At 64.1% G+C, this 14,459-nt stretch carries 14 protein-coding genes; 5 read left to right on the top strand and 9 right to left on the bottom strand.

Annotated elements, in window-relative coordinates; all coding sequences use genetic code 11:
* The first annotated feature begins 7 nt into the window (after positions 1-7).
* Entirely contained in the window at positions 8-1,384 is a 1,377-nt protein-coding gene (gene hflX / locus JQ641_RS16025) for a GTPase HflX (protein ID WP_211996902.1), read from the top strand.
* A gap of 31 nt (positions 1,385-1,415) precedes the next feature.
* Here hflX and JQ641_RS16020 read toward each other — a convergent pair whose 3' ends face one another.
* Positions 1,416-1,892 (bottom strand): hypothetical protein, encoded by a 477-nt coding sequence (locus JQ641_RS16020; protein WP_211996901.1) that lies wholly within the window; start codon positions 1,890-1,892, stop codon positions 1,416-1,418.
* Between the two features lie 53 nt (positions 1,893-1,945).
* On the bottom strand, positions 1,946-2,794 hold the full coding sequence (gene mazG / locus JQ641_RS16015; RefSeq protein ID WP_211996900.1) for a nucleoside triphosphate pyrophosphohydrolase: 849 nt from the start codon (positions 2,792-2,794) through the stop codon (positions 1,946-1,948).
* A 135-nt stretch (positions 2,795-2,929) separates the two neighbouring features.
* On the opposite strand from mazG, the gene queC reads away from it, so the two are divergent.
* Together queC and JQ641_RS16005 are read left to right on the top strand one after the other, a co-directional pair.
* Entirely contained in the window at positions 2,930-3,640 is a 711-nt protein-coding gene (gene queC / locus JQ641_RS16010; protein ID WP_211996899.1) for a 7-cyano-7-deazaguanine synthase QueC, read from the top strand.
* A gap of 333 nt (positions 3,641-3,973) precedes the next feature.
* On the top strand, positions 3,974-6,889 hold the full coding sequence (locus JQ641_RS16005) for an autotransporter outer membrane beta-barrel domain-containing protein (protein WP_249150465.1): 2,916 nt from the start codon (positions 3,974-3,976) through the stop codon (positions 6,887-6,889).
* A 25-nt stretch (positions 6,890-6,914) separates the two neighbouring features.
* Here JQ641_RS16005 and JQ641_RS16000 read toward each other — a convergent pair whose 3' ends face one another.
* The 6 genes from JQ641_RS16000 to nthA all read right to left on the bottom strand — a co-directional run bounded on the left by JQ641_RS16000 (position 6,915) and on the right by nthA (position 11,715).
* Positions 6,915-8,207, bottom strand: a complete 1,293-nt coding sequence (locus JQ641_RS16000; protein WP_211996898.1) for a TRAP transporter large permease — start codon at positions 8,205-8,207, stop codon at positions 6,915-6,917.
* A gap of 26 nt (positions 8,208-8,233) precedes the next feature.
* Positions 8,234-8,776 (bottom strand): TRAP transporter small permease, encoded by a 543-nt coding sequence (locus JQ641_RS15995; RefSeq protein ID WP_211996897.1) that lies wholly within the window; start codon positions 8,774-8,776, stop codon positions 8,234-8,236.
* A 10-nt stretch (positions 8,777-8,786) separates the two neighbouring features.
* Positions 8,787-9,794, bottom strand: a complete 1,008-nt coding sequence (locus JQ641_RS15990; RefSeq protein WP_211996896.1) for a TRAP transporter substrate-binding protein — start codon at positions 9,792-9,794, stop codon at positions 8,787-8,789.
* Between the two features lie 231 nt (positions 9,795-10,025).
* Positions 10,026-10,409: a nitrile hydratase accessory protein gene (locus JQ641_RS15985; protein ID WP_211996895.1), complete on the bottom strand. Its 384-nt coding sequence runs from the start codon at positions 10,407-10,409 to the stop codon at positions 10,026-10,028.
* Positions 10,409-11,068 carry a nitrile hydratase subunit beta gene (nthB, locus tag JQ641_RS15980; protein WP_211996894.1) on the bottom strand — a complete coding sequence of 220 codons (660 nt, stop codon included), beginning with the start codon at positions 11,066-11,068 and terminating at the stop codon, positions 10,409-10,411. The genes JQ641_RS15985 and nthB overlap by 1 nt, the downstream gene beginning before the upstream one ends.
* Positions 11,068-11,715: a nitrile hydratase subunit alpha gene (nthA, locus tag JQ641_RS15975; protein ID WP_211996893.1), complete on the bottom strand. Its 648-nt coding sequence runs from the start codon at positions 11,713-11,715 to the stop codon at positions 11,068-11,070. Before nthA ends, nthB begins: the two co-directional genes overlap by 1 nt.
* A gap of 62 nt (positions 11,716-11,777) precedes the next feature.
* Here nthA and JQ641_RS15970 point away from each other — a divergent pair, with 62 nt between their 5' ends.
* On the top strand, positions 11,778-12,551 hold the full coding sequence (locus tag JQ641_RS15970; RefSeq protein ID WP_249150464.1) for a PA4824 family protein: 774 nt from the start codon (positions 11,778-11,780) through the stop codon (positions 12,549-12,551).
* A 38-nt stretch (positions 12,552-12,589) separates the two neighbouring features.
* On the opposite strand, the gene JQ641_RS15965 is transcribed toward JQ641_RS15970, so the two are convergent.
* Complete coding sequence (locus JQ641_RS15965; protein WP_211996892.1) at positions 12,590-13,411, bottom strand: hypothetical protein; 822 nt, start codon at positions 13,409-13,411, stop codon at positions 12,590-12,592.
* 217 nt (positions 13,412-13,628) lie between these two features.
* On the opposite strand from JQ641_RS15965, the gene JQ641_RS15960 reads away from it, so the two are divergent.
* A complete protein-coding gene (locus JQ641_RS15960) occupies positions 13,629-14,435 on the top strand; it encodes an enoyl-CoA hydratase/isomerase family protein (RefSeq protein WP_211996891.1) in 807 nt (268 codons plus the stop codon).
* Positions 14,436-14,459: the final 24 nt, after the last annotated feature.

Genomic DNA, 14,459 nt, shown 5'->3' with positions numbered 1-14,459 from the left:
GACCTGATTGGAACCCCTCAATCGTGAAGGGGACGCCGACCGTCCGCGGTCGGCGGGGGGCAAACAGACCGGGCGGGTGATCGTCATCGGTCCTTATTTGCGTATGCGCCGCGGTGATGCCGATGCGCAGGCGAACGAGGCCGTGCGCGATTCCGAGGCGCGGCTGGAGGAGGCCGCAGGTCTGGCGCGCGCCATCGACCTGACGGTCGCCGATTCCCTGATCGCTCCGATCAGCCAGATCAGGCCCGCGACCTATCTCGGCAAGGGCAAGGTCGAGGAGATCCTCGGCCTCATCAAAGGCCATGACATCGAACTCGTGGTGATGGACTGCGCGTTGTCGCCGATCCAGCAGCGCAATCTCGAGAAGGCCTGGGACACCAAGGTGCTCGACCGTACCGGACTGATCCTGGAAATCTTCGGCCGTCGCGCCAAGACCAAGGAAGGTTCGCTGCAGGTCGAGCTTGCGCATCTGAATTATCAGCGCAGCCGGCTGGTGCGATCATGGACCCATCTGGAACGCCAGCGCGGCGGCTTCGGCTTCATGGGCGGCCCCGGCGAGACCCAGATCGAGGCCGACCGCCGCCTGATCGGCGACCGTATCACGCGCCTTGAGAACGAACTCAAGAAGGTGCAGGCGACGCGGCGGCTGCATCGCGCCGGCCGGCAGCGGGTGCCGTATCGTGTGGTCGCGCTGGTTGGCTATACCAACGCCGGCAAGTCTACGCTGTTCAACCGCCTGACCCGCGCCGACGTCCAGGCTGCCGACATGCTCTTTGCGACGTTGGATCCTACATTGCGCGCGCTGACCCTGCCGCATGGCGGCAAGGCGATGCTGTCGGACACGGTCGGATTCATTTCCAATTTGCCGACGCAACTGGTGGCTGCGTTTCGCGCCACGCTGGAAGAGGTGCTGGAAGCGGACATCATCCTGCACGTCCGCGACATCTCGCACGAGGACGCGGAGGCTCAGGAGCGCGACGTCGACGCCGTGCTGCGTCAGCTCGGGATCGACCCGGACGCAGGCGCGCGCATCCTCGAAGTCTGGAACAAGATCGATCGCTTTGATCCCGAGGAGCGCGACAACCTGCGCAACATCGCCGCGCGCCGGCCAGAAGAGCGGCCGTGCTTCCTGGTGTCCGCCGAAACCGGCGAAGGGATCGAGACGCTGCTGACCGCGATCGAGGATCGGCTCGCGGCCTTCCGGATGACGCTCGATCTATCGATCGACGCCTCCGATGGCGCCGGCATCAGCTGGCTGCATCGTAACGCCGAAGTGCTCACCAAGGAGCTTCACGGCGAGCGGTTCGACATGACGGTGCGGGTCGACGAGACCAAGCGCGACATCGTGGTGTCGCGGTTCGGAGCCGTGCCGCACGCGGCCTAGCTGGGTTGGGCGGGAAGCCGTCTAATCTCGATTAGGCCGCGAGGGCCACAAGCGACAGGGCGAACGCTGCCAGGCAGATCAGCACACGCGCCCGATGCCAGCCGGCCCAGCGCGCCAGCACGGCCGGCAAATCCTCGGGCGACACCGCGTGCCGTGCAAAGGCATCGTTCGCCGACCTGAAATAGACCAAATAGATCGCGACCAGACTCCACGCCAGAACGGCTGCGATGATCGCCGCGGTGGTGCGCGGCCCAAGCCCCTCGGATTGCAGCACGATCTGTATCGCGGCTAGCACAGCGGCCATTGGCGCAGCCGTTGTCAGCGGCGCAAAGAAGCGGTACAGGCGCGGTCCATAGCTTGGGTGCAGCGCGTAGAACGTGTCCGCAGACAGCGTGCGCCAGTAAGGCAGCAGCAGCCGGTCTTCGGCCAGCAACGCACCAGCGAGAAGGCCAAGGCTGGCGGCCGCCGCGAAAGGAAGCAGTTGGCTCACCAAACCGGTCAAAGGCATGGCCCCTCAATTGAGACAATATCGCGGGACGGTATCGGCCAGCTGATGCAGGTTCAAGCCTTCGCTGCCGTTATCGGCTCCGCCGGTTGCTCCTCGCCCTTGGCTTCATTCCACAGCGCATCCATCTCGGTAAGTGACGCGCCCTCGAGTGTGCGGCCTTTGGCTGCCAGGGCGCGCTCGATGTAGGCAAAGCGGCGTTCGAATTTCGCGTTGGTGCCGCGCAGCGCAGTTTCGGGATCGGCGCCGACATGCCGCGCCAGATTGACCAGGGCGAACAGGAGATCGCCGGTCTCGCTTGCGAGCTCCTCCGTATCGCCCTTGTCGAGCGCGGCCTCGATCTCGTCGGCCTCCTCGCGGATCTTGTGCAGCACGGCTCGGGGATCGTTCCAGTCGAAGCCGACGGTCGAGGCCTTGCGCTGCAATTCCATCGCGCGCGTCAGCGCGGGCTGACCAGCCTTGATGCTCGACAGCAACGATTTGGGTCCAGCCGGCTCCGGCGGCCTGCGCGCGGCGCGTTCGGCCTTCTCCTCGGCCTTGATGCGCTCCCAGGCGCTCTTGACGCCGGCCGGCTGGATGTTGCCGTCCTTGTCGGCGAAGACGTGCGGGTGCCGCCTTATCATCTTTCTTGTGACCGCCTCGACGACGTCGCCGAAAGCAAAGGCGTTCTGTTCCTCGGCCATACGCGCATGATAGACGACCTGCAGCAGGAGATCGCCGAGTTCCTCACGGAGATCGTCGAGATCGCCACGGGTGATGGCGTCGACGACCTCATAAGCTTCCTCGACGGTGTAGGGCGCGATCGTCGCAAAATTCTGTTCGAGATCCCACGGGCAACCGGTGACCGGCGTGCGCAGCGCCGCCATGATTTCGAGCAGCCGGGAAATATCGTGGGAAGGGGTCATGGGTATACCGACGCCGGGGAGAGGACAGACCTTGGCTTTATGCCGCAAGCGGCGGACCGATCCCAGCGGAACGCGCCGAAACCGGATTGATTTCCACCGATTGGCCTGCGCGCCCGGGAATGGTAATGGGGCTCCATGAGCGATCCGTTCCAATCCGAAACCGCGCTGGTGCTGTTTTCCGGCGGCCAGGATTCCACCACCTGCCTGGCCTGGGCCCTGCAGCGCTTCGCGCGCGTCGAAATGCTGGGATTCAGCTACGGCCAGCGTCACGCAATCGAGCTTGGGTGCCGGGATCGTCTGCTATCGGGCATCAAATCATTGCGGCCGGATTGGACCGCAAAACTCGGCGAGAGCCACACGCTCGAGATCCCGACGCTGGCGGAGATATCCGACACCGCGTTGACGCGCGATGTCGCGATCGCGATGGGTGAGGACGGGCTGCCCAACACCTTCGTGCCCGGCCGCAATCTGGTGTTTCTGACGTTTGCCGCGGCGCTGGCCTATCGGCGCGGTATCCGCCACATCATCGGCGGCATGTGCGAGACCGATTATTCCGGCTATCCGGATTGCCGCGATGAGACCATCAAGGCGCTGCAGTCGGCGCTGAGCCTCGGCATGGCCAAGCCATTCGAATTGCACACGCCGCTGATGTGGCTGGACAAGGCGTCAACCTGGAAGCTCGCGCATGAGCTCGGCGGAGCAGGGCTGGTCGATCTGATCCGCGAACACTCGCACACCTGTTATCTCGGCGAGCGCGGCGTGCAGCACGACTGGGGCTATGGCTGCGGCGAATGCCCGGCCTGTGCGCTACGCGCCAAAGGCTGGCGTGAATATGCCGGGCGCTAGCACTTTTGCGCTCTAGCCAGGGCGTGGACTCATTGGCGCGTAGCCAAATCCGGATTGATGCGAACTCTCGGCATGGTGGAGTCGGCCGGACTTACAACTGGTTTGACCCGACGTTGATCTCCTGTCCGCGTTTCTCCTGTGATATTAATCACGCAATCGGCCCAAATACGGCGGCGCGCTTTGTCGGATGACCGACATTGGTCGGACTCCGCGATGATTCTCCCGCTAAACCTGATTTCACAGAGCCCCGCTTGACGGGTCCATGCGCGACCGGCGCCACAACGGCGCAATGGAATTTCGACGGTCGCTATTTGGGCTGCGGGGAGATTTGGGTTGTCTCATTTTGTAGCGTCTGAAGGCGCGCTGGAAACCGGTGCGGCCGTTGTTGCGCGCAAGCGATCGATTAGCCGCTTTGCGGCGCTGACCTTGGCCGCGTTGTCCCGCCGCCTGCTGGGCACCAGCTCCATGGTGGCGCTCGGACTGGTCCTGGCGACATCGACGCCATCGCGCGCCATCGACTGGACCGGCGGCACCTCAACCGACTGGTTCATCGGCACCAACTGGTCGGCCGGCGTTCCAACCAGCGCGGACGTCGCGACTATCGACACGGTCGCGCCCAATGCCACAGTGGTCGGAGCGGCCGGCGCGCAGGCGAGCCTTGTCCGTGTCGGCAATTTCGGCACCGGCACGCTGACAATCCAGAGCGGCGGCAACTTGAGCGACGTCAACGGCTTCCTTGGCTACAATCCCGGCTCGACCGGCACCGCGATGGTTGATGGCGCCGGCTCGTCCTGGACCAATTCCGGCCCGCTCTATGTCGGCCCTGGCGGCACCGGCACGTTGACGATCCAGAACGGCGGCAAGGTGAGCAACGTCACCGGTGTGCTCGGCGACAATGCCGGCTCGACCGGCACCGCGACGGTCGATGGCGCCGGCTCGGCCTGGACCAATTCCGGCAACCTCTATGTCGGCAATTCCGGCACCGCCACGCTGACGATCCGGAACGGCGGCAAGGTGAGCAACGTCACCGGCCTTCTCGGCAACAGTGCCGGCTCGACCGGCGCAGCCACGGTGGATGGCGTCGGCTCGTCCTGGACCAATTCCACCGACCTCTATGTCGGCAATGTCGGCGCCGGCACGCTGACGATCCGGAACGGCGGCAAGGTGAGCAACGTCGGCAACGGCTTCCTCGGCATCATTGCCGGCTCGACCGGCACCGTGACGGTCGATGGCGCCGGCTCGGCCTGGACCAATTCCGGCTACCTCCATGTCGGCTATTCCGGTGCCGGCACGCTGACGATCGCCAATGGCGGCGCCGTCTCGACGACTTCGGGCATGCAGATCGCCAATTTTGCCGGCTCGACCGGCACGCTCAATATCGGCGCCGCCTCCGGTCAGGCCGCAGCCGCGCCCGGCACGCTGACGACCCCCTCGGTCACGTTCGGGGCAGGCACCGGCCGCATCGTCTTCAACCACACCGCCTCGAACTACAGCTTCGCGCCGATTATTTCCGGCGTGGGGTCGGTGACGGTGGAGAACGGCACCACGATCCTGACCGCAACCAGCACCTACAGCGGGCCGACCACGGTCAATGGCGGCACGCTGGCGGTCAACGGCTCCATCGCCAATTCGGCGGTGACGGTCAATGCCGGTGGCACGCTCGGCGGTAACGGCACCGTCGGCAATACCACCATCAACGCCGGCGGCGTGCTCGCGCCCGGCAATTCGATCGGCACGCTGACGGTCGGCGGCAATCTGGCGTTCGGCGCCGGCGGCATCTACCGCGTCGAGGTCTCGCCATCGGCCGCCGACCGCACCAACGTCACGGGCATCGCGAGCCTGACCGGCGGCACCGTGCAGACGAGCTTCCTGTCCGGAACCTATGTCCGCAAGAGCTACACCATCCTGTCGGCGGCCGGCGGCCTCGGCGGCACCACCTTCAGCAGCGTGAGCAGCGGCATGCCCGGTTTCAACGTCGGCCTGAGCTACACGCCGTCCGATGTGCTGCTGAACCTCACGGCCTCGCTTGGCCTCGGCGGAGCATTGGGCGGCACTCAGCAGAATGTCGCGGGCGCGCTCAACAATTTCTTCAACACTGGTGGCGCGCTGCCGCCCGGCTTCGTCAGTCTGTTCGGATTGAGCGGCGGCAATCTCTCAGCGGCGCTATCACAGGTATCGGGCGAGACCGCGACCGGCTCGCAGCAGACGACCTTCAACGCGATGAACCAGTTCATGGGATTGCTGACCGATCCCTTCATCGACGGTCGCGGCGATGGCGTTTCGGCGGGATCGTCGGCGGGCGCATCGGCCTACGCCTCGCAGGACAGACCGCGCTCCGGTGCGGCGCGGGACGCCTATGCGATGTTCACCAAGGCGGCCGTCATGGCCGATCCGTTCGCGCAGCGCTGGAGCGTGTGGGCGGCGGGCTATGGCGGCTCGCAGACCACGGACGGCAACACGTCACTCGGCTCCAACAACACGACCAGCCGCATCGCAGGCACCGCCGTCGGCGCCGACTACCGTATCTCGCCGAATACGCTGGCAGGCTTTGCGCTGGCCGGCGGTGGTACGAACTTCAGCGTCGTCAATGGCGGCTCTGGCCGCTCCGACCTGTTCCAGGCCGGCGCCTTCATCCGGCACAATGCCGGTGCGGCGTATCTCTCCGGCGCGCTGGCCTATGGCTGGCAGGACATCACCACCAACCGTACCGTGACGGTCGCCGGCATCGACCAGCTGCGCGCGCAGTTCAACGCCAATGCGTGGTCCGGTCGCGTCGAGGGTGGTTATCGTTTTGTCAGCCCAGGGATGGGCGGGGTGGGCATCACGCCTTATGCCGCAGGCCAGTTCACCACGTTCGAGTTGCCCGCCTATGCCGAGCAGGCGGTAACCGGCGTCAACACCTTTGCACTCGCCTACACATCAAAGAGTGTCACTGATACGCGCAGCGAACTCGGTCTTCGCACCGACAAATCATATGCGATGCCGGACGGAATCCTCACGCTGCGAGGGCGCCTGGCGTGGGCGCATGATTTCAATCCCGGCCGCAATATCGGTGCGACGTTCCAGACGTTGCCGGGCGCATCCTTTGTCGTTGGCGGCGCCGCGCAAGCCACGGACTCCGCGCTCGTCACGGCTTCCGCCGAAAAGAAATGGCTGAACGGCTGGTCCGTCGCCGGCACTTTCGAAGGCGAGTTCTCCCAGCTCACCAGGAGCTACGCCGGCAAGGGCGTCGTGCGGTATGCGTGGTGAGGTGACGACTTCCGGTTTTGATGGCCTAGTGAAATCCGAACGAGTGCGGCAACCACAGCGAGATCGCGGGGATGTAGGTCACGAGCATCAGCACCGCGAACATCACGTAGTAGAACGGCCAGATCTCGCGCATGATGTCGTCGACCGAAACCTTGCCGATCGCGCAACCGACGAACAGCGTTGTGCCCACCGGCGGCGTCAACAGGCCGATGCCCAGGTTGAGCAGCATGACGATGCCGAAATGAACGGGGTCGATGCCGAAGCTCTTGACTACCGGCAGCAGGATCGGCGTGCAGATCAGCAACAGCGGCGCGAGGTCGAGCGCGGTGCCCAGCACCAGCAGCATGATGTTGAGCCACATCAGCAGCACGTATTTGTTAGCTGAAATCGCGACGAAGAATTCCGTCATCTTCGCGGGCATTTGCATGATGGCTGCGATGTAGCCGAAGCAGGATGCGGTAGCGACCAGCGTCAGCACCATCGCCACGGTCTGCAGCGTCCGGTAGGCGAGCTGCGGCAGTTCCGACCATTTGTAGTCGCGGTAGATGAACATGGTGACGAAGAACGCCCAGACGCAGGCCACCGCGCCGGCCTCGATCGGCGTAAAGACGCCTGTCAGGATGCCGCCGAGCACGATCACAAGCGTCACGATGCCCCAGAGGGCGTCGACCAGCATTTTGGCGGCCTGCCGGATCGGCACCGGCTCGCCCTTCGGATGCTTGTCGCGATAGGCGTAGAACAAGCACAACAGCATCAGCGAAAAGCCCAGCAGCAAGCCGGGCAGGATTCCCGCCAGGAACAGGCTCGTGATCGAGACGACCCCGCCGGTCGCCAGCGAATAGATCACGGCGTTGTGGCTCGGCGGAACCACGATGGCCTGCAGCGAGGCGCTGATGGTGACGTTGGTTGCGAAGACACGCGGGTAACCCTTTTTGGCCATCTGCGGGATCATGACCGAGCCGATCGCGGACGTATCAGCGACGGAAGATCCGGAGATGCCGCTCATGATCGTCGTTGCAAGGATGTTGACTTGCGACAGCCCGCCGCGCATGCGCGTGAATCCGACGATGACGGCGGCAAAGTCCACCAACCGTCGTGCCATGCCACCCTCGGCCATGATCGCGCCGGCGAGGACAAAAAACGGAATGGTCAGCATCGATACCTTGCCGACGCCGCTGGACAGTTGCTGCATGATCGCGGCGACCGGAAGGTCGATCCACAGCGCGCCGACCAGCGCGGACAGCGCCATGGCATAGGCGATCGGCATGCCGATGGCGAAGAACACACACATGCTGAGAAGGAGAACTGCGATATCCATCGGACGTCCGTGCTGGAAGAGAAACGCTATTCGATAGGGACGTGAGGATCGCCGCCGCTTGACGGCGGAGGCCCGATGGTCAGCCGTTCGATCACGAACAGCAGCATCATCGCGCCGCTGACCGGGATCGGCAGGTAAGTGATGCCGACGGAAAGCCAGGGAAACTCATCGACTGAATTTCCCCAGGTCGCCAGCGCGAGCTTCATGCCCCACACCAGCATGAAAACCGCCACGGCACCCATCAGCAGTTCGCTGATCACGGCAGCTGCCCCGCGCAGGCGAGGGGGCAGGAGATCGGTGCCCACCGTCATGTTCATGTGGATGCGCTGGCGATAGCAATTCGCGGCGCCGATGAAGGTGATGCCGACCGTCAGCAAGACGGCCAGCGGCTCAGGCCAGGACGAGGCGCTGTTCAGGACGTAGCGGGTGTAAACCGCCCATGGAATGATCGCGGAGACCAGGACGAGCGCCACGCACGCAACCACGGCGCCGGTCCAGTAGACCGCATTCATGGCGCTGCGGAACAGCCCGGCGCCGGGATCGCCGGCCACGCCGGACTGCGTGCTCATCCGCCAGGTCCTACTTCACGGCGTCGATGCGCTTGACCATCTCGGCATATTTGGCGCCGTACTTGTCCCACACCGGCTTGACCGCCTCGCGCCACGGCTTCTTGTCGACGTCCATGATCATTTCGGTGCCGGCGGCCTTCATCTTGTCGATCGCGACTTTCTCCGCCTCGTGCCACAGCACGCGCTGTTCGGCCTGGCATTCCTTCGACAGTTTCTTGATCAGCGCCTGATCAGCCGGCGTCAGTTTCTGCCACGAGATCTTCGAGAACACGAGCAGTTCTGGAATGATCAGATGCTCGGTCATGGTGAAGTATTTTGCCACCTGGTTGTGGTTTTGGGCGATGAAGGAGGGCGGGTTGTTCTCCGCGCCGTCGATCACCCCGGTCTGCATCGAACTGAAGACCTGGTCGAAGCCCAGGGCGACGCCGTTGCCGCCAAGCGCGTTCATCGTATCGACGAACAGCGGGTTGCCCATCATGCGGACCTTGAGGCCCTTCAAATCGGCCATCGTCTTGATCGGCCGCTTGCTGTTGTAGATGTTGCGCGAGCCCGCATTCATCCAGCACAGTGCGATCAGGTTGGTCTTCTCGTTCGCCGAAATCTTCGCCAGCAGCTCGTCGCCGATCTCGCCATCGATCACCGCTTCCATGTGCTTGGAATCGCGGAACACGAACGGCATGTTGAAGACGTTGACGTCGTCCACGACCGGGCCGACGGCGCCGACGGAAATCCGGGCCATCTGCAGCGCGCCGAGCTGGGCCTGCTCGATCATCTCCTTTTCGCCGCCAAGCTGCATCGACGGGAACATCTGAATGGTGAGGCGGCCGTCGGTGGCGGTTTCCAGCTTCTTGCCCATGCGCACCACGGCCTCGACCGTCGGATAGCCGAGCGGATGAACGTCCGATGCTCTGATGACCATTTTGGTTTGGGCGAACGCGCTTCGCGCACCGCCGATGCCGCCTGTCGCAGCCAAAGCAAACGTCGCGGCGCCAGCTCCGAGAAAATCTCTTCGCTTCATGATTGTCCTCCCTCGATGTTTTATTTGTCGCTGCCGGCATCGTTGGCCGACAGCCTTATTTTCGTGAACAGACTATGCAGTCCGGATTGGCGAAGTAAACAGGGACCGATGCCGCGACAGATTAATTATTGGATCGAATGATCCATTGATTGGATGGTTCAGGCACCGTCGGCCAATCGCGGGCGATCGACACGTTGGAAATAACGGGCCTCGAAAGGCGCATAGGTGAGGCTAGCCGAAATCACCTGGCGCCAGCTCGATCGGCGCGCCGTGCGGGGTGCGGTCGGCAGCGTGATCCCAGGCATCGCGATAGCGGTGCAGGACATCCGACGTCGTGACGCCTTTGGCGGCGACGAGCGTCTCCAGCGTCGCCAGCCAGTGCTGGTAATAGGTCTCGCCGGTGTCGGGATCGCCGGCGGCCTGGGCGCGCTTGATCTCTGCGCCCAGAGTCTCTGCCCACTCCCTCCAGGTGAAAACCCCGGCCTCGTGCAGTGCCAGCGCCATCGCAAAGGCGCGGGCTTCCCAGGGCTCCCGGAACACCGGGCCATCCTCGTCGCGCGGCACGCCGGGGACGGCAACCGCCGCCCGCATCGCCTGTTGCGGGGTCAAATTCATCACACGCGCTCCAGATAGGATTCCCAGGCGTCGACCGAGATGCTGAGCGTCGGATCGGTGTCCTTGCCCCACAATTCAGGTCCGTCGAACCGCACGGTATAGAGCCATTGCGGGTTCTCGCCGACGCCGAGCGAATTGAGATCGGCGAACACGTGGCACCCGTGATTGAGCTCGATCGTGCCGAGATGCCCGCGGACATATTGCGGCAGCCGCGTATGTGTCTGCGGATGAATCTCCTTCATCCGCACCGTTTCGCCGACCGCGAACAGCGCTGGCGACGTTGCCGTGCGTTCGGTCGAGGCGCCACGCCGGATCGTCGGCACGACGTCCTGCGGGGGGAGGGTCTTTACGTCGGGCTTGGGCGGCGAGAGCACCTTGCCGGCCTTGATTTCCTCTGATGTCACCAGTCCGCGTTCGATCATCAACGTTTCCAGACCGGCGAGCCAGATCTGGAAATAGCTCTTGCTGAGGTAATCCTCGGGCGGGCGGTTTTCGCGCGCAAAGCGCGACATGTCGATGTTCCAGCCGCCGGGACGCGACATCGCGACCGTCAGCGCAAAGGCACGGCGCTCCCATTCGCCATGAAACACCGGCTCGTTCGGTTCGGGCACGACGGGCCCAAACCCTTTGGCGCCGCCCATGTCGTGCGCGCCGTCCATCAGGCGGTCTCGCCGGGCTGTTTCGGCAGTCCGGTGCCGATCATGCTGTCGCGGGTGACGAGTTCGGCCAGCTGCTCGGCGCTCCAGCCGTCGGTGCCTTTGGGCCGCATCGGCAGCACGAGGTAGCGGATTTCGGCGGTGGAATCCCAGACGCGGATCTTAGTCGTCTCGGGCAGGGCGACGCCAAAATCCTGCAACACGCCGCGCGGATCGGAGACGGCGCGCGAGCGGTAGGGCGCGGATTTGTACCACACCGGCGGCAGCCCGAGCACCGGATGCGGATAGCAGGAGCAGAGCGTGCAGACGACCATGTTGTGCTGGTCGGGTGTGTTCTCGACCACCACCATGTGCTCGCCTTGCCGCCCGCTATAGTCGAGCTCGGCGATCGCCGCCGTCGCATCCTTCATCAGCCGCACGTGATAGGCCGGATCGCTCCAGGCTTTGGCGACGACGCGGATACCGTTGCGCGGGCCGATCTTCTTTTCATACAGGTCAATCAGGAGATCGAGCGAGGCCGGATCGACATAGCCCTTTTCGGTCAGGATCGATTCCAGCGCGCGCACCCGCAGCTCGGTCTCCGACAATTCCGAATGGTCGTGATCGTGGTGGTGATGATGGTCGTGGTGATCGTGGTCATGGCCTGTCATGCGGCCAAGATAGTCGCAAAATCCGGGCTATGTCGAGGCGAAGACTCTGCTAGCATTTGGCCATGGGGATTGGGGCAGGGCGCATCGCAATCGCGGCGGCAGCGGCCATTTCGGCCTGGCTTCCGATTTGGCTTCCGGCTGGCGATGCGCGCGCCGCCAACGGCGCCTATGCGGTCGACGCCGCCGACGTTGGCGAAGTCGGATCCTGCAAGGTCGAGAGCTGGCTGCAGGCCGCAACCAGTACGGATTTTACGGCCGTGGCCAATCCTTCCTGCGTGGTCGATGTTTTCAGGCCGGTGGAATTGAGCATGCAGTCCGTCCGGTCGCGCGGCGACGGCGACTGGAGCACGAGCCTCGCTCCCAAGGCCAAGTGGAACTTCATCCCGACCGGCGTCGGAAGGTTCGGGCTGTCGTTTTATGCAGGCGGATCATTCGACGCATTGACCGGAGATAACCTCACCGCATTCGCGGTCGTGCCGGTGACGTACAGGCTGTCCGAGACGATGCGGATCAATCTCAACGGCGGCTGGATGTGGGACCGCATGGCCGATCGACATTACCTGGTCTATGGCGCCGGCTTTGACTGGAAGCTCACGGACACCTTGCAGTGGACCATCGAAGCGTTCGGCCAGGCCGGCCAGTCGGACGAGCCGAGCGCGGTCCGGCCGCGATTCCAGACCGGCATTCGCTACCGGCCCAACGATATATTCTCGGTCGACCTGATCTACGGCCACAACATATCGGGCGAAAACGCCAACTGGATCACGCTGGGCACCACGATCCGCTTTCCCGTCCCGGGAGGCAAACCCGACCACCAGCGTACGGGCCATTTGTGAGAAAAGTTTGAGCAGGCGCCGCCCAGGGGCCTAATTGCCTATCCATGGCCGTCGCCGTCCACAACGAGGGCCATCAACTGTGTTGCGTTCCCGATCGTGGCGAGCCGCCGATAGTAGTCGGTGGGTGGTCCGCCGCCAAGCTTCCAGGCGCCGTCATACCATCTGTGGAGCAACGCCTCCTGGATAGCCCGAACATCGCCCCTGACAACGGCAAGCCGAACGTCCTCCGGAATTGATCGTGCCGCGTTGCGTAGCTCGGCCTCGGTTTGCAATCTCTCAACTTCATCAGCCGAGCGGCCGCTTTCATCCCAGAAGAAAGCGGACCGCATCATGGGAACGATTTTGTCAGTCCACAAGAATTGCTTGCCTCGCCATGTCGCGTAGCCGGCGTGCGCAAGCGCTTGCATGAGATCCTGCACGTCGGGGTCGGCATCGAACCGCTCGCGCCCGGAGGATATGGCGCCGAAGTGGCCGGCGCACTCCAGCCAGGTCGTCAGGACTTCTTCAAACGAACACGATTCGATGAGATCCGACGAGACGCGCTCCGTCACCACGGCGGCAATCTTGCTCGCATCGACCGTCAGCATGAAAAAGCCGGCGTAGAGACAGCGGTGCTTGTCGTCCGTTACCGGGTTTCCCTCGCTGTCGATCGGTTGCGCGACGCCCAATCTAAAGAGGAGCACGCAGGCGCTTTCGAAGCTATTCAGAAAATGACCCCAAAATCTGCTTCCAGCGACGGCCCGCAAGGGCTCGGGTGAGCCGGGCAGCGCAGTGCGTGGTGGTTTGGGATGTTCCCACCTATCGACGGCATATCTCGCAATGCCGGCGGCGAGGGCGCCATAGAGTTCTGGGCTGTCCATGGGCGGAAGAGTAGGCCAACGGCATTAACGAAAATCCAGCACCACGTTGCCAGGCGTGGTCGTTAGACTGCGCGCCGACCGCCAACCGACGGTGCGCTTCCGCGCCACGCCTTCGGCACCACCATCCGCTTGCCGGCGCCGGGAGCCCAACCCGAACATAAGCACACCGGCCATTTATGAGCTAAGCTTGCCCGAAATAACGGGCAGGGAGACGCGCGTGACCAGGTTTGTCACCATTGAAAGAGGCCTTGGGCCCGATGGCCGTATCGCCGTCGTCCGCTTCGACCGGGGCGATGGCATCAACGCGATGTCGCCGGAGGCGATGCGCCAGCTTACCGAAGCCGCCCGCAGCTTTGAGGATGACGGCGCGACCTCGGTCGTGGTGCTAACCGGCGCCGCCAAGGCGTTCACGGCCGGCTTCGATCTCAAGGACCCCGAGGGCCGGGCGCGGAAAACCATGGACCTCGGGACCCTGCGCCGTCACCTGAAGCTCGGGCCGCGCCTGACGCGGGCCTGGCAGGACATGGAACAGATCACGATCGGGGCCATCGAAGGCTTCTGCGTCGGCGGCGGCGTCGCGCTGGCGGTGGCGCTGGATTTCCGCGTCATGGCCCGCGACGCCCATATGCGCGTGCCCGAGATCGGTCTCGGCATGAACATGAGCTGGCAGAGCGTGCCGCGCATGCTGCACCTGATGGGACCGGCGCGGACCAAGCAAGCCGTGATCCTGGCCGACCACCGCATCACGGCAGCCGAGGCTTATGAATGGCGGCTGGTCGAGGAGGTCGCCGAACCCGGCAAAGCGTTCGACGCCGCGATGGCGCTCGCCGCCAAGGTCGCGGCTCAGCCGCCGCTGTCGGTCGCGATGACCAAGCTGACCGTCAACCGGCTCACCCACGCGCTCGACGATCTCACCAGCCACATGGACGTCGACCAGTTCGCGCTGGCGAGCCTGAGCGAAGACCACAAGGAAGGCGTCGCGGCGTTCCTGGAGCGACGGAAGCCGAAGTTCAGGGGACGGTAGCCCATACCAAGAGGCCAAGCGCAA

This window comes from Bradyrhizobium sp. JYMT SZCCT0180 (assembly GCF_018130165.1).
Taxonomy (GTDB): domain Bacteria; phylum Pseudomonadota; class Alphaproteobacteria; order Rhizobiales; family Xanthobacteraceae; genus Bradyrhizobium.
This window is presented reverse-complemented; position numbering and strand designations above follow the sequence as displayed.

Coding starts and splice junctions, on each gene's coding strand:
- JQ641_RS16020 (WP_211996901.1), bottom strand. CDS start 1,892: ATGCCTTTGACCGGTTTGGTGAGCCAACTGCTTCCTTTCGCGGCGGCC.
- mazG (WP_211996900.1), bottom strand. CDS start 2,794: ATGACCCCTTCCCACGATATTTCCCGGCTGCTCGAAATCATGGCGGCG.
- queC (WP_211996899.1), top strand. CDS start 2,930: ATGAGCGATCCGTTCCAATCCGAAACCGCGCTGGTGCTGTTTTCCGGC.
- JQ641_RS16000 (WP_211996898.1), bottom strand. CDS start 8,207: ATGGATATCGCAGTTCTCCTTCTCAGCATGTGTGTGTTCTTCGCCATC.
- JQ641_RS15995 (WP_211996897.1), bottom strand. CDS start 8,776: ATGAGCACGCAGTCCGGCGTGGCCGGCGATCCCGGCGCCGGGCTGTTC.
- JQ641_RS15990 (WP_211996896.1), bottom strand. CDS start 9,794: ATGAAGCGAAGAGATTTTCTCGGAGCTGGCGCCGCGACGTTTGCTTTG.
- JQ641_RS15985 (WP_211996895.1), bottom strand. CDS start 10,409: ATGAATTTGACCCCGCAACAGGCGATGCGGGCGGCGGTTGCCGTCCCC.
- nthB (WP_211996894.1), bottom strand. CDS start 11,068: ATGGACGGCGCGCACGACATGGGCGGCGCCAAAGGGTTTGGGCCCGTC.
- nthA (WP_211996893.1), bottom strand. CDS start 11,715: ATGACAGGCCATGACCACGATCACCACGACCATCATCACCACCACGAT.
- JQ641_RS15970 (WP_249150464.1), top strand. CDS start 11,778: ATGGGGATTGGGGCAGGGCGCATCGCAATCGCGGCGGCAGCGGCCATT.
- JQ641_RS15965 (WP_211996892.1), bottom strand. CDS start 13,411: ATGGACAGCCCAGAACTCTATGGCGCCCTCGCCGCCGGCATTGCGAGA.